The sequence below is a fragment of the Bradyrhizobium sp. WSM4873 genome (genome assembly GCF_055811355.1).
Genome location: NZ_JBVVPS010000007.1, coordinates 26,179 through 40,260 on the forward strand (window position 1 = coordinate 26,179; position 14,082 = coordinate 40,260).

Genomic DNA, 14,082 nt, shown 5'->3' on the forward strand with positions numbered 1-14,082 from the left:
GCTAACAGGCCTGTGAGGGATGGAAAGCGATAATTTTATACTTAAAGCAATTTTCAGGCCGTCTTCTGCGTGTGGCCGTTCGCGGGCCGACCCGAGCTTTGTTTGCAAAAGTTTGAAGGTTAAAATATATCGAGAGGGCGATCAGCAGAATGCAAGGAAGCCAGCGCATGTCCGGATTACCGCATTCGCCGCACGCGCTGGTGACCGGTGGCGGTCGCGGCATTGGTCGCGCAATCGCAGCAGCGCTCGTCGAGGCCGGTGCCACAGTGACCGTCCTTGGGCGGAACGCTGCGACGCTTGAAGAGGCTGTTAGCGTAGGGGCAGCGCATTTTGCGGCCGTCGCCGACGTTTCGGACGAAACCTCATTGAAAGTCGCCATCGCTCAAGCGAGTGCGCGGCAGCCGATCGATATCCTGATCGCCAATGCGGGAAGCGCCGAGTCCGCGCCGTTCGCCAAATCCGACAGCGCCCTGTTTGCGCGCATGATGGACGTCAATTTCATGGGCGTGGTCCATGCTGTCAGCGCTGTGCTGCCCGGGATGAAGGATCGTCCCTATGGCCGTATCGTCGCGATCGCGTCGACTGCGGGGCTCAAGGGCTATGCCTATGTCAGCGCGTACACTGCGGCCAAGCATGCGGTGGTCGGTCTCGTGCGTTCCCTTGCTATCGAGATGGCTGGCAGCAATGTGACCGTAAACGCGGTGTGCCCCGGTTTCACCGACACGGATCTCGTCGCCGGCAGCATCGAGAACATCATGAAAAAGACGGGCCGTAGCCGCGAGCAGGCGGTTGCCGAGCTCGCGAAGCATAATCCGCAGGGGCGGTTGATCTCTCCTCAGCAGGTCGCGGATGCCGTGGTGTGGCTGTGCGGCGAGGGCGCCGGCGCAATCACCGGGCAGGCGATCGCTGTTGCCGGTGGTGAAATTTAGCGCGCATGACGCGGGCGCGGAACAAGGAAGCTAAGGAGATCGCATGAGCAGACCAGCCAATCCCGTGACCTTGCCGCTTGCGGACTATTCGCCTCAGAACTTCCTGCTGGCCGTGGTCGATGGTGTTGCGACCGTGACGCTCAATCGTCCGGAACGGAAGAATCCGTTGACCTTCGAGAGCTATCGCGAACTCACCGATTTTTTTCGCGCCTGCGCGTTCGACGATGCGGTCAAGTGCATCGTCGTGACCGGCGCTGGTGCCAATTTCTCGTCCGGTGGCGATGTGTTCGAGATCATCGGTCCGCTGGTGAAGATGGACACCAAGGGACTGACGGCGTTTACGCGGATGACCGGCGACCTCGTCAAGGCGATGCGGGCCTGCCCCCAGCCGATCGTTGCCGCGGTTGAAGGCATCTGCGCAGGCGCTGGCGCGATCATCGCCATGGCGTCGGACATGCGGCTTGCTGCGAGCGGGGCCAAGGTCGCATTCCTCTTCAACAAGGTTGGCCTTGCCGGTTGTGACATGGGCGCCTGCGCGATCCTGCCGCGGATCATCGGACAGTCTCGCGCTTCCGAGTTGCTCTACACCGGCCGGTTCATGACCGCGGAGGAGGGCGAGCGCTGGGGCTTCTTCAGCCGCCTCGTCACCCCGGAGCAAGTGCTGCCCCAGGCACAAGTGCTCGCCAAGCAAATCGCGGAGGGACCGACGTTTGCCAACACCATGACCAAGCGGATGCTGGCCATGGAATGGGCGATGTCGGTGGAGGAGGCGATCGAGGCGGAAGCTATTGCTCAAGCGCTGTGCATGACGACCGCCGATTTCGAACGGGCCTTCGAGGCCTTTGCCAACAAGGTCAGGCCGGTCTTCAGGGGCGACTAAGTCGGGCTTTACCGGCCGCCTGCCGCAATGGGGACTTGCGCGAAATTATTTTAGGCTTAAAATAGTTTCGCCGGGTTGAATTGGCGAGGCTCCCATGAAAGTCGCGATCATCGGTGGCGGACCTGCGGGTCTCTACGCTGCAATCCTGCTGAAGAAGCAGCGGCCGAGCGCTGAGATCGCGGTGTACGAGCGCAACCGCGCCGACGACACCTTCGGCTTCGGCGTGGTGTTCTCGGACGCCACGCTCGATAATTTCGAGAAGCACGATCTTCCGAGCTATCGCCGCATCACCCAGGAATTCGCCTACTGGGATGACATCGCCGTGCACTTCCGCGGAACGGTCCATCGGGTCGGCGGCAACGGCTTTTGTGGCTGCTCGCGGCAGAAACTGCTCCTGATCCTGCAGGCGCGCGCGCGCGAACTGGGCGTCGTCCTGAATTTCGAAGCGGACGTCGAGGACGAATCCCGCTTCGCCGACGCCGATCTCATCCTGGTCGCGGACGGCATCAACAGCCGCTTCCGCGACAAATACGTCGATCATTTCGCGCCGGAAGTCGACCTCCGTACCAACAAGTTCGCCTGGATGGGCTCGACCAGGCCGCTGGATGCCTTCACCTTCATCTTCCAGGAGACGGAGTGGGGGCCGTTCATCGCCCATGCCTATCAATATGAAGCCGGGCACTCGACCTGGATTTTCGAGACCGATCCGGAGACGTTCGAACGCGCCGGACTGACAGGGCTGAACGAGACCCAGTCGGCTACGCGGATGGCCGAGATCTTCGGCTGGTTCCTCGATGGGCACCAATTGCTCACCAATCGCTCGACGTGGCGCAACTTCCCGATGATCCGCAGCAAGCGCTGGGTCAAGGACAACATGGTTCTGCTCGGCGACGCCAAGGCGAGCGCGCATTTCTCGATCGGCTCGGGCACCAAGCTCGCGATGGAAGACGCGATCGCGCTGGCCGAGGCGATGGAGAAGGCGCCCAACATCAAGGCGGCGCTGGACGTCTATGAGCACGGCCGCCGCGAAGAGGTCGAGAAGACGCAGCACGCCGCCGACGTCTCGCTGGTCTGGTTCGAGCATGTCGACCGCTTCTGGGATTTCGATCCCGTGCAGTTCGCCTTCGGCGTGATGACGCGCTCGAAGGCGATCACCTATGACAATCTGAAACTCCGCGCCCCCGACTTCGTGGCTGAAGTCGATAAGTCGTTTGCCAGGCAGGTTCGCAACAGCGGTTTCGACGTCGACACCAAGAAGCCGATGGTGCCGCTGTTCCAGCCCTTCCGGCTACGCGAGATGGAGATCGCCAATCGCGCCGTGGTGTCGCCGATGTGCATGTACTCGGCGAAGGAGGGCGTGCCGACCGATTTCCACCTGGTGCATTACGGCTCGCGCGCGATCGGCGGCGCTGGCCTGATCTTCACGGAGATGACCTGCGTTGCCCGCGACGCCCGCATCACGCCCGGCTGCACAGGACTGTGGAATGACGAGCAGGAGGCGTCCTGGTTGCGCATCGTTGATTTCGTCCATGCCAATTCAGCCGCGAAAATCTGCCTGCAACTGGGGCATGCCGGGCGTAAGGGGGCGACCAAGCTGATGTGGGACGGCATGGACCGTCCGCTGGACGAAGGCGGCTGGGAGGTGTGTTCGGCGTCGCCGCTGCCCTATTTCCCCGACAGCCAGGTTCCGCGCGAGCTTGATCGCGCCGGCATGAACGCAGTGAGGGACGCTTTCGTCGCGGCGGCCGAGCGCGGCGAACGCTGCGGCTTCGACATGCTCGAACTGCACTGCGCCCACGGCTATCTGCTTGCGAGCTTCATCTCGCCGCTGACGAACACCCGCACGGATGAGTATGGCGGCTCGCTTGAAAATCGCCTGCGCTTCCCGCTCGAAATCTTCGAGGCGCTGCGGGCCGTATGGCCGTCGCACAAGCCGATGTCGGTGCGCATTTCCGCAACCGACTGGGCCGAGGGTGGCATCGGCGGCGACGATGCGGTGGCGATCGCGCGCGCTTTTGCCGAAGCCGGCGTCGACCTCGTCGACGTCTCGACCGGGCAGACCGTGCGCGATGCGCAGCCGATCTATGGCCGCATGTTCCAGACGCCGTTCTCCGATCAGGTTCGCAACGAGGCGCGCGTGGCGACGATGTGCGTCGGCAACATCACGACGGCGGACCAGGCCAACACCATCCTGGCTGCCGGCCGGGCGGACCTCGTTGCGCTCGGGCGGCCCCATCTGGTCGATCCGTTCTTCACCATGAGGGCGGCGGCCTGGTACGGGGCGGACGACGCGTTCTGCCCGCCGCAATATCTTCCCGGAAAAGATCAGATTTTCCGCAACAGCGTGCGCGACCGGCAGGATCTCGAGGAGCTGAGAATTAAGGCTAAGCCCAAGACCCGGGCCGAGCTCAAGGCGGAGGCGACAAAGCCGCTTGCGGCCGAGTGACCGCCCGTGCGAATTTAACTGCATTGCCTGGTGTGTACCGAGTGGAGTGAGGGCGATGAAGGCGATTATCGTCGGTGGCGGTATCGGTGGTCTCACCACCGCATTGATGCTGCGCTCGCGGGGCCTCGCTTGCGAGATTTTCGAGCAGTCCGACACCATCCGCGAGCTAGGGGTCGGCATCAACACGCTGCCCCATGCCATGCGCGAGCTGGCAGGCCTCGGTCTGCTCCAGCAGCTTGACGATGTCGCGATCCGCACTGACCAGCTCTATTACCTCAACCGTCACGGCCAGGAAGTCTGGCGCGAGGTCCGCGGCATCGACGCCGGCCACGACGTGCCGCAATTCTCGATCCACCGCGGCCGCCTTCAGGGCGTCATCCATCGGGCCGTCGAGGAGCGGCTCGGGCCGGAGGCCATCCACACCGGCTGCCGACTCGGTGCCTTCACCCAGGACGAGGGCGGCGTCACCGCTTACTTCTTCGATCGCTCAGGCGCGCACATCCACACCGCGCGCGGCGACATTCTGATTGGTGCCGACGGCATCCATTCGCGGGTCCGGGACACGCTGTTCCCGAGCGAGGGGCCGCCATGCTGGAACGGCCTGATGCTGTGGCGCGGTGCGCGGGATTGGCCGCTATTCCTCACCGGGAAATCGATGATCGTCGCCGGCGGCCTCAACGCCAAGGTGGTGATCTATCCGATCGCGGAAGGATCGAGCCCGGCAAGCCGTCTCACCAACTGGGCGGTGCTGGTGAAGGTCGGCGAGGGCAATGCCCCGCCGCCGCGCAAGGAAGACTGGTCGCGGCCAGGCCGTCGCGAGGAGCTGATGCCGCATGTCGCGCGCTTCTCGGTGCCTTACGTCGACGTGAAGAGCCTGATCTCGGCCACGCCCGAGTTCTACGAATATCCGACCTGCGACCGCGATCCATTGCCCTATTGGTCGTCCGGCCGAGTTACGCTGCTCGGCGATGCCGCGCATCCGATGTATCCGGTTGGCTCCAACGGCGCCTCGCAAGCCATCCTTGATGCGCGCTGCCTCGCCGACGCGCTGGTGCGCGCCGAGCATCCGCGCCAGGCGTTGCTTGAATACGAGAAGAAGCGCCTGCCCATGACCGCGGACATCGTCCGCTCCAACCGGCGGGGCGGCCCCGAGGGCGTCATCGACGCCGTCGAGCAGCTCGCGCCTGATGGTTTTGACAATGTCGACAACGTGCTGAGCTATTCCCAGCGCGAGGCGATCGTGCGCGGCTATGCTACCAAGGCCGGCTTCGCCGCAGTGCCGGGACTCGCGGCGGTGCGGGCTTGAATCTAGCCGCCGGGAGGCGGCGGCAGGAAATGGATGTTGAACTCGGCCGCCATCGCCACCACGTCCTCGGGCTTCTGTTCCTTCATGTTGTGAAGGCCCCAGAACAGGTCGAACAGCTTGCGCGTCGGTGACACCCAGAACAGCACTTTCGCGGTCTGCTCAGATTTGTTGAAGATGCCGTGCGGCACGCCCATGCCGAGCCGGATCAGGTCGCCCGCGGTCGCCTGCGACTCGGAATTGCCGAGCATGAAATCGAGCTTGCCCTCCAGCATGTAGAGATATTCATCCTGGTCGGGATGAATATGCGGCGGCACGAACGTGCCTGGCGGCAGCGTCGCATGCCAGGAGAAGCTGTGCTCCGTGTTGCTCTTCGGCACATAGGTTTGGCCGAGGATGTTCCAGGAGATGCCCTGGATTCCCTCATTGGCCCGTGTGATGCCGGTGATTTCGCTCTTCATTGTGATCCTCCCTCGACGCGACGTGCGGCTTAGTTCGCCGCCTTGCAGTCCTTGGCGTAGCGGTCGCCGTAATTCTCAAAGACCTTCTGAACGATCTCGGTCTGGAACTTGCCGTCCGCGCGCTTGGCGACCTTGGTCAGGTAAAAATCCTGGATCGGATAGCCGTTGGTGTTGAACTTGAAGGTGCCGCGCAGCGAGGTGAAGTCCGCCTTTTTCAGACCGGCCGCGACCGCATCCTTGTTCGAAAGATCGCCCTTCACGGCCTTGACCGCGCTGTCGATCAGCATCGCGGCATCATACGCCTGGAAGGCGTAGGTGCCCGGCACGATGTTATAGGCGGCCTCGTAGGCAGCGACGAACTTCTTGTTCTGGGGATTGTCGAGATTGGGCGCCCAGTTCGCGCCGCCGAACATGCCGACCGCCGCGTCCTGCTGCGCCGGCAAGGTCGATTCATCCACCGTGAAAGCCGAAAGCACCGGAATGCTGTCGGCAAGGCCAGCCTGCTTGTATTGCTTGACGAGATTGACGCCGAGGCCGCCGGGCATGAACGTGAAGAGCGCATCGGGCTTCTGCGATGAAATCTTGGAAAGCTCCGGCTGGAAGTCCAGCGTGTTCAGCGGCATGTAGGATTCTTCGACGATCTCGCCCTTGTAGTCGAGCTTGAAGCCGGCCACCGAGTCCTTGCCGGCCTGATAATTCGGCACCATCAGATACATGCGCTTGTAGCCGCGATCCTGCGCGACCTTACCGAGGATTTCGTGCACCTGATCGTTCTGATACGAGGTCACATAGAAGAACGGGTTGCAGTCCTTGCCGGCAAAAGTAGACGGGCCGGCATTGGGGCTGATCAGGAAGGTTTTCGATTCCGTGACTGGCCGGTGGATCGCCTGGAGGATGTTGGAGAAGATCGGGCCGACCACGAAGTCGACCTTGTCGCGCTCCAGAAGGCCCTTGACCTTGGTGACCGCTGCGTCCGGCTTCAATTCGTCGTCGACGACGACGACTTCCACATCGCGGCCGCCCATCTTGCCGCCGAGATCCTTGACCCCGAGCGCAAAGCCGTCGCGAACCTGTTGGCCGAGCGCGGCGGCGGGTCCCGAGAGGGTCACGATCACCCCCAGCTTGATTTTCTCCTGGGCGAGGGAAGGGCTCACCGCGGTGCCAAGCAGCAAGGCGGCTGCGGCCAACGTCATTTGCGTCTTCATGATCTGTCCCCCGTGATAACAGGACTTGCGTTGCAAGCCGCTACTCCAATCCAAGTTTATGCCGATGATTGCTGCCGCGGCAAGCTAAGCTCAAGTCGTCATCCTGCGGGCAGCGGTGCATGCAAGCGGCGCGCCAATTATTTGAAGCCTAAAGAAATCGGCATGCGGTCGATTGTTGCGGCTTTAGGCTTGCAGGCGGCTTCGATTTACTTGAAGCTCAAAACGTTGGGAATCCGTGCCGGGCGCCAATGCCGGCCGTGAGTGACTGCATCAACATGCTCGATTCCGAGACCAAGGCCGTCGAAACTCCGGAGGATCACGCCGAAGAGCTTCGGCTATGGCTGCGCCTCTTGACCTGCACGACCCTGATCGAGGGCGAGGTCCGTGGCCGGTTGCGGCAGCGCTTCGACGTCACATTGCCCCGTTTCGACCTGATGGCGCAGCTTGACAAGGCACCCGACGGCATGACGCTGTCCGACGTCTCCAAGCGCATGATGGTCTCGAACGGCAACGTCACCGGCCTCGTCGAGCGCCTCGTGGAATCCGGTCATCTCGACCGCCGCACGTCGGAGACGGACCGCCGCGTCCAGGTGATCCGGCTGACTAAACTCGGTCGCGCCGAGTTTCGCAGAATGGCCGCGGAACACGAAACCTGGATCGCCGATCTCTTCGCCGATCTGACGCCGAAGGATGTGCGCGAATTGATGCGGCTGCTCGCCAAGACCAAGGCATCGGCGCAGAAATCGGCCGCTCGCCGCCGGGCCTAGGTCCGCGGCTGCCGCCGGAAAAAGCATGGGATGCCCAAAATCCACTATTGCGCGAAATTGCTTTAAGCCTAAAATGTTTCCGAGTTAGTGCTGCCGGGTGCTTTCCATGCTGAAAGGAGCGTGCGATGGCCAACGCCGCCAAGGTTCAAGTCTCGGGCTCGCATGACGACAATGCCGCGACAGCCCATGTCGATACATTCGCGCGGCAGCATCTTCCGCCACCCGAACTCTGGCCGGAATTCGTCTTCACCCGACCGGAACTGCAATATCCGCCCCGCCTCAACTGCGTCAGCTATTTTCTCGACCGCTGGGTCGAGCAGGGACATGGCGACGCTCCCTGCGTGATCAGCCCCACCGTCAGCTACACCTATCGTGAGCTGCAAACGGTCGTGAACCGCATCGCCAATGTGCTGGTCGGCAAGCTTGGTCTCGTCACCGGCGGGCGCGTGCTGCTACGCTCGGCCAACAACCCGATGATGGTCGCGACCTATCTGGCGGTGATCAAGGCCGGTGGTATCGTCGTCGCGACGATGCCGCTGTTGCGTGCCAAGGAGCTGTCCTATCCGATCCAGAAGGCGGAGATCACGCTCGCGCTCTGCGACGGCAAGCTCGCCGACGAAATGGAGAAAGCGAAAGCCGCAGCCCCCGGCCTCAAGCGCGTGGTCTATTGGGGCAACGGCGCCGGCGACTCGCTTGAGGCGCTGATGAGGGATGCAAGTCCGGAGTTCAAAGCTGTCGATACCGCCTTGGAAGATGTCTGCCTGATCGCGTTCACGTCGGGCACGACCGGCGATCCCAAGGGCACCATGCATTTCCACCGTGACATGCTGGCGGTCTGCGATGGCTATGCGCGCAATATCCTGCGCGCGGAGCAGAAGGATCGCTTCGTCGGCTCGGCACCGCTCGCCTTCACGTTTGGCTTCGGCGGCGTGCTGTTTCCGATGCACATCGGTGCCTCTTTCGTCGTTCTGGAGAAGACGGCGCCCGACGACATTCTGAATGCGATCGAGCAATACAAGACCACGGTCTGTTTCACCGCGCCGACCGCGTACCGGGCGATGATCGGCAAGCTTCCGGGCCGCGATATTTCCTCGCTTCGCAAATGCGTGTCCGCCGGCGAGACGCTGCCCAAGCCGACATTCGATGCCTGGCTGAAGGCGACCGGCATCAAGCTGATGGACGGCATCGGCTCGACCGAGCTGCTGCACATCTTCATCAGCGCGACCGAGGACGAGATCCGCCCTGGTGCGACGGGCAAGCCGGTGCCGGGGTATGAAGCGAAGATCGTCGACGATTCCGGCAATGACGTTCCGCCGGGCACGATGGGAAGGCTCGCGGTACGCGGGCCGACCGGTTGCCGCTATCTCGCCGATGAGCGGCAGCGCAAATACGTCCAGAACGGCTGGAACATCACGGGCGACACCTATCTGTTGGATAGCGAGGGCTATTTCTGGTACCAGTCGCGCTCGGACGACATGATCGTGTCGGCCGGCTACAACATTGCAGGCACGGACGTCGAGGCGGCGCTGCTTACGCATCCCGCCGTCGTCGAGTGCGGGGTCGTCGGCGCGCCGGACGAGGCGCGCGGCATGATCGTGAAGGCCTATGTCGTTGCCGCGCCGGGCGTAACGCGGGACGCCGAGCTCGTGGCTGCGCTGCAGGAGCATGTCAAACGGGAAATCGCGCCATACAAATATCCGCGCGCGATCGAGTTCGTGACGCAGCTGCCGAAGACCGAGACCGGCAAACTAAAGCGCTTTGCCCTGCGGCAACTGGCGCTGACCGCGGTGGCGTCCTCCGGCGTCGCGGCGGAATGAGAGAAGGATAGAGAATTGTCAGTGACGACGCCGAAGGGCCCGCACCTCGCGGTGCTGCCGACAGCAGCCGAGGACGAAGCCCGCTCCAGGGCGCAGGTGCTGCAGCCGTCCGGTTGGCCGGTGCCGAAAGGCTATGCCAATGGCATGGCGGCCGAGGGACGCATCGTCGTCACCGGCGGCGTGATCGGCTGGGATGCCGAGGAGCGTCTCGCGGACGGCTTTGTCGCGCAAGTGCGCCAGACCCTGAGCAACATCGCCGCGATCCTCGCGGAGGCCGGTGCGCAGCCCGAGCATCTGGTGCGCCTGACCTGGTACGTCGTCGACATGGAGGAGTACCTGACGAACCTGAAAGAGCTCGGCAAGGCCTACCGCGCTATCTTCGGTGCGCACTACCCGGCGATGGCGCTGGTTCAGGTCGTCCGCCTCGTCGAGAAGGCGGCGCGCGTCGAAATCGAAGCCACCGCCGTCATTCCGCGCTGAACTGCGATCGGCGCGCGCTCAGCTTGCCTTGGTCAGCTTGCCTTGGCGAGGTCATCGTCCTCGGGCGAGTTCAGGTATATTCCTGACATGGTGTCGACCCAGCAAAGATGGTCATGCACCTTCTTCACGCCGCTGACGTTCTCCGCTGCGACGACCGCGGCCTGTCGCGCGCGCTCCTCGGTGATGACGCCGCTGAGATGAACGATGCCGTCGCGGACGATGACGTTCAGCCCGAACGGGCACCAGTCGTTCTTCTCCATGTTGTCGATGATGCGGCTGCGAATGTGATCGTCGTCGGCGGTCGGGTCGGGTACGTCTCGGGCGAGGTCCGCCACCGCCTGGAGCAGATTCGCGCGCGATACGATGCCGACGATCTTGTCGCCGCGGATCACCGGCAGACGCTTCACGTTGTTTCGTTCCATGAGATCGACGATCTCGGCTAGCGCCGTATCCTCGGTGATGGTCACCGGTGAGGGGGTCATCACCTCCGAGACCTGGCGGCCGTGCTCGTGAACGAAATCGCTGGCCGATTTGCCGGATCCGAGAATGAACCGCAGCCAGCGCCCGCGCTTGCGTCCGGTGCCGATTTCGCTGCGGCGGATGAAGTCGCCTTCCGAAACCACGCCGACCAGCCTGCCGGCATTGTCGACGACCGTGAGACCGCTGACATGCCGCTTCAGCATGATGTTCGCCGCCTCGACGATGCTGGTTTCGGGGGTAACCGAGATGACCGACCGGGTCATGATCTGATGGGCGCGCATGGCAGACTCCGCTGGCTCGTCGAATGTCGATGCGCAAAACTAGCTCTCGCGTCGTGCTGCGGCTTGACGCAGGTCAAAGGGATGAATCGGGCTCTTCGGTTGAGCAATCGTGATCGATGCCCGGATTTGATGCAGCTCAACGCGGATCCGAAGCCTCGCCATATCCTGCTGCCACGCAGACAGAAGCGGGCAGGAACATTCAACCATGAGCGTCGTGCAGATATTTCCAAGGGCCGAAGAGCCGTCCGCACAGGCTCTCTCCGCCGGTCCTGTCGTTGAGCCCGAAGCCTCTACGACCAGCCCAGAAACGCTGGCTGGAAGGCCCGCGGCCGCCGATCCCCAGCCTGAATCGCAGCCATACCCCCTTGATCGCGCGTTTCATGCGATGCTGGCGCGGTCGACGGGCGGAATTTCGCCGCTGGCCTTGTCGCTCGCCTGGCTCGATTGGAGCTCTCATCTGGCTGCGGCGCCGCAGCGTCAGGTGGAGATGTCGCGCAACGTCCTTCGCGACATGGGCCAGTTTCTGGAAGCCGCCGCGCACGCGACGTCGCAAAAGCCGTGGTCCGTGATTGCACCACAGGGACGGGATCGTCGCTTCAGGGGTCCGCAGTGGGAAGCCGCGCCGTTCAATCTGCTTGCGCAAGCGTTCCTGCTCGGAGAGCGCTGGTGGCACGATGCCACGACCGGCGTACGCGGCGTGTCGCACGCAAATGAAGCCATCGTCGAATTCTCGATGCGTCAGATGCTCGACATGCTGGCGCCGTCGAATTTCGCGGCGACCAATCCGCAAGTGCTTGAGAAGGCGTTCCGGAGCGGCGGAGAGAATTTCGTGTTCGGCTGGCAGAACTGGTGCAGTGACCTGATGCGCCTGCTCTCCGCCGCAAGGCCACCGGGTGACGAACAGTTCCTCGTCGGCAAGACGGTCGCGGCTTCGCCGGGCAAGGTCGTTTATCGCAACGAGTTGATCGAGCTGATCCAATACCATCCGACGACGGCGCAAGTGCGACCCGAGCCGATCCTGATCGTGCCGGCCTGGATCATGAAGTACTACATCCTCGATCTGTCGCCGCAGAATTCTCTGGTGAAGTATCTGACCGGTCAGGGCTTCACCGTATTCGCGATTTCCTGGCGAAATCCGGATGCCAAGGACCGGGATGTTGCCTTCGACGACTATCGCAAGCTGGGTGTCATGGCGGCGTTGGACATGATCGGCCGGATCCTGCCGGGCCGGAACACCCACGCGCTCGGCTACTGCCTGGGCGGCACATTGCTATCGATTGCCGCGGCCGCGATGGCACGCGATGGCGACAAGCGGCTGTGCACGATCACCCTGCTTGCCGCACAGACGGACTTCACCGAAGCCGGCGAGCTGACGCTCTTCGTCAACGAGAGCCAGGTCGCTTTTCTCGAAGATCTGATGTGGCAGCGGGGCTACCTGGACACGACGCAGATGGCCGGCGCGTTCCAGCTGTTGCGCTCCAATGAACTGATCTGGTCACGGCTGTCGCATGACTATCTGATGGGCGAGGGCGCGCCACCGAGCGACCTGATGGCCTGGAACGCCGATGCCACCCGGCTGCCCTATCGCATGCACTCGGAGTATCTGCGAAAGCTGTTCCTGGGTAACGATCTGGCCGAGGGCCGCTATCGTGTCGAGGGCAAGAGTGTCTCGCTTTCCGACATCCATGCACCGATGTTCGTGGTCGGCACGCTCGCCGATCACGTGGCGCCGTGGCGGTCCGTCTACAAGATCCACTATCAGGCCGATGCCGACGTGACCTTTGTGTTGACCAGCGGCGGCCACAATGCCGGCGTCGTCGCGCCGCCGGACGAGCCCGGCCACAGCTATCAAGTGCTGATCAAGGCCGCCGATGCGCGCTATGTCGGCCCGGACGAATGGCTGAAGTTGGCACCGCAGGTCGAGGGGTCGTGGTGGCCGGAATGGGTCGAATGGTTGGCCGCACGCTCCGGGGCGCCCTGCGATCCGCCGCAGATCGGAGGCGCAGATCTCGACAGCCTGCCCGACGCGCCGGGAGACTACGTCCACACCTAATCGTCAGGCTCCGCATTCGGCGCAAGGTCGGCGGAGCGGAACGGCTTGGCCTTGTCCAGTTTCCGGTAGGCGTCCGAGGCGGTCCGCAACAGTTTCTTTTCGCGCTTGCGGTTGAGGAAGCGAATGCCCGCCTCGGGGACGGCCGCGTTCAATGACGCTGCCAGAGTTTGCCCTCGCGCATCGTCGTTCAATCGCCCGAGGGACTTTTGCGCCTTGCGCAATTGCTTGAGGATCGACTTCTGCTTCGTCAGGGACTCATCGGCGAACAGGTCCTCCAGCGACTCGATCGAATAGGTCAGCCGCTTGTTGAGAAGCCGCAGCTTGTGCCGTTTCTCGACATCGAGCTTGCGGAGCTTGCGCGCTTTCTTAAGCAGCGTCGTTTCCCATTCCGTGAGTTTCGCTGTTGCGTGGTCGGCGAGCGTGCGGCGGCGCAGCCTGATGGCTTCCTTGCTGCGCCGGGTCGACCAGGGTCCTCTCTCGATCCAGGCTGACGTCTGCTCGACGAGACGGCGATATCGCGCGGATTGCAGCGCGCGCGCCAGCAGGCGATGGCTCTCGGCGCGCTTCTCGTCCCAGTGCTGGAGCTCGGCAATGACGGTCAACTCGCCTCCGCTCTCGGCGATGACCCGCTCGATCGCCACGTCGAGGTCCCGTACCATGCCGAGCTGGCTGTTCAGCCATTTAAGTTCGTTCCAGACCTCCGGCCGAACGGCGTCATCGACCATCGGCGAGAAGAAGCGGATGGTGGTGCGCAGATGCGTCAGTGCAATCCGGATCTGGTGCAGCGCCTCGGGATCGCCGCGGCAGGTGCCGTCGTGCTGGGCGAGAACGGCGTCGAGGTGACGGCGGGCAATGATCCGGAAGGCCGTGTCGCAGACCATGCCAAGGCTGAGGCGGCCGGGCAAGACATTGCGCCTGGCCGCAGGCCTGACGTGCGCGGCCGTCGAACTTGTGCTGGGTCGCGCCATTTGCAGATTGCC

The 14,082-nt window shown here is 63.1% G+C and carries 12 protein-coding genes; 8 read left to right on the forward strand and 4 right to left on the reverse strand.

The window, feature by feature from the left end; all coding sequences use genetic code 11:
* Positions 1-167: 167 nt before the first annotated feature.
* The 4 genes from AC0L21_RS12480 (at position 168) to AC0L21_RS12495 (ending at position 5,561) form a co-directional block, all read left to right on the forward strand.
* Complete coding sequence (locus AC0L21_RS12480; protein ID WP_473261716.1) at positions 168-929, forward strand: SDR family NAD(P)-dependent oxidoreductase; 762 nt, start codon at positions 168-170, stop codon at positions 927-929.
* A gap of 43 nt (positions 930-972) precedes the next feature.
* Positions 973-1,809: an enoyl-CoA hydratase family protein gene (locus AC0L21_RS12485; RefSeq protein ID WP_473261719.1), complete on the forward strand. Its 837-nt coding sequence runs from the start codon at positions 973-975 to the stop codon at positions 1,807-1,809.
* Between the two features lie 94 nt (positions 1,810-1,903).
* Entirely contained in the window at positions 1,904-4,255 is a 2,352-nt protein-coding gene (locus AC0L21_RS12490; RefSeq protein ID WP_473261721.1) for a bifunctional salicylyl-CoA 5-hydroxylase/oxidoreductase, read from the forward strand.
* A 55-nt stretch (positions 4,256-4,310) separates the two neighbouring features.
* On the forward strand, positions 4,311-5,561 hold the full coding sequence (locus AC0L21_RS12495; protein WP_473261724.1) for a flavin-dependent oxidoreductase: 1,251 nt from the start codon (positions 4,311-4,313) through the stop codon (positions 5,559-5,561).
* Between the two features lie 2 nt (positions 5,562-5,563).
* Here the strand turns inward: AC0L21_RS12495 and AC0L21_RS12500 are convergent, their stop codons facing one another.
* Together AC0L21_RS12500 and AC0L21_RS12505 are read right to left on the reverse strand one after the other, a co-directional pair.
* Positions 5,564-6,019: a cupin domain-containing protein gene (locus AC0L21_RS12500; protein ID WP_007601580.1), complete on the reverse strand. Its 456-nt coding sequence runs from the start codon at positions 6,017-6,019 to the stop codon at positions 5,564-5,566.
* Positions 6,020-6,048: 29 nt separating this feature from the next.
* Positions 6,049-7,224 (reverse strand): ABC transporter substrate-binding protein, encoded by a 1,176-nt coding sequence (locus tag AC0L21_RS12505; protein WP_473261726.1) that lies wholly within the window; start codon positions 7,222-7,224, stop codon positions 6,049-6,051.
* Positions 7,225-7,472: 248 nt separating this feature from the next.
* On the opposite strand from AC0L21_RS12505, the gene AC0L21_RS12510 reads away from it, so the two are divergent.
* The 3 genes from AC0L21_RS12510 to AC0L21_RS12520 all read left to right on the forward strand — a co-directional run bounded on the left by AC0L21_RS12510 (position 7,473) and on the right by AC0L21_RS12520 (position 10,288).
* Positions 7,473-7,991, forward strand: a complete 519-nt coding sequence (locus AC0L21_RS12510) for a MarR family winged helix-turn-helix transcriptional regulator (RefSeq protein WP_204511875.1) — start codon at positions 7,473-7,475, stop codon at positions 7,989-7,991.
* Between the two features lie 125 nt (positions 7,992-8,116).
* Positions 8,117-9,808: a benzoate-CoA ligase family protein gene (locus AC0L21_RS12515; protein ID WP_473261728.1), complete on the forward strand. Its 1,692-nt coding sequence runs from the start codon at positions 8,117-8,119 to the stop codon at positions 9,806-9,808.
* A gap of 21 nt (positions 9,809-9,829) precedes the next feature.
* On the forward strand, positions 9,830-10,288 hold the full coding sequence (locus AC0L21_RS12520) for a RidA family protein (protein WP_473262128.1): 459 nt from the start codon (positions 9,830-9,832) through the stop codon (positions 10,286-10,288).
* A 32-nt stretch (positions 10,289-10,320) separates the two neighbouring features.
* On the opposite strand, the gene AC0L21_RS12525 is transcribed toward AC0L21_RS12520, so the two are convergent.
* Complete coding sequence (locus AC0L21_RS12525) at positions 10,321-11,049, reverse strand: CBS domain-containing protein (protein WP_473261732.1); 729 nt, start codon at positions 11,047-11,049, stop codon at positions 10,321-10,323.
* A gap of 205 nt (positions 11,050-11,254) precedes the next feature.
* Between AC0L21_RS12525 and AC0L21_RS12530 the strand changes: the two genes are divergently transcribed.
* A complete protein-coding gene (locus tag AC0L21_RS12530) occupies positions 11,255-13,102 on the forward strand; it encodes a PHA/PHB synthase family protein (RefSeq protein WP_473261734.1) in 1,848 nt (615 codons plus the stop codon).
* On the opposite strand, the gene AC0L21_RS12535 is transcribed toward AC0L21_RS12530, so the two are convergent.
* Positions 13,099-14,070 (reverse strand): CHAD domain-containing protein, encoded by a 972-nt coding sequence (locus tag AC0L21_RS12535; protein WP_473261737.1) that lies wholly within the window; start codon positions 14,068-14,070, stop codon positions 13,099-13,101. The genes AC0L21_RS12530 and AC0L21_RS12535 overlap by 4 nt on opposite strands.
* Positions 14,071-14,082 lie beyond the last annotated feature (12 nt).

Coding starts and splice junctions, on each gene's coding strand:
- AC0L21_RS12480 (WP_473261716.1), top strand. CDS start 168: ATGTCCGGATTACCGCATTCGCCGCACGCGCTGGTGACCGGTGGCGGT.
- AC0L21_RS12485 (WP_473261719.1), top strand. CDS start 973: ATGAGCAGACCAGCCAATCCCGTGACCTTGCCGCTTGCGGACTATTCG.
- AC0L21_RS12490 (WP_473261721.1), top strand. CDS start 1,904: ATGAAAGTCGCGATCATCGGTGGCGGACCTGCGGGTCTCTACGCTGCA.
- AC0L21_RS12495 (WP_473261724.1), top strand. CDS start 4,311: ATGAAGGCGATTATCGTCGGTGGCGGTATCGGTGGTCTCACCACCGCA.
- AC0L21_RS12500 (WP_007601580.1), bottom strand. CDS start 6,019: ATGAAGAGCGAAATCACCGGCATCACACGGGCCAATGAGGGAATCCAG.
- AC0L21_RS12505 (WP_473261726.1), bottom strand. CDS start 7,224: ATGAAGACGCAAATGACGTTGGCCGCAGCCGCCTTGCTGCTTGGCACC.
- AC0L21_RS12510 (WP_204511875.1), top strand. CDS start 7,473: ATGCCGGCCGTGAGTGACTGCATCAACATGCTCGATTCCGAGACCAAG.
- AC0L21_RS12515 (WP_473261728.1), top strand. CDS start 8,117: ATGGCCAACGCCGCCAAGGTTCAAGTCTCGGGCTCGCATGACGACAAT.
- AC0L21_RS12525 (WP_473261732.1), bottom strand. CDS start 11,049: ATGCGCGCCCATCAGATCATGACCCGGTCGGTCATCTCGGTTACCCCC.
- AC0L21_RS12530 (WP_473261734.1), top strand. CDS start 11,255: ATGAGCGTCGTGCAGATATTTCCAAGGGCCGAAGAGCCGTCCGCACAG.
- AC0L21_RS12535 (WP_473261737.1), bottom strand. CDS start 14,070: ATGGCGCGACCCAGCACAAGTTCGACGGCCGCGCACGTCAGGCCTGCG.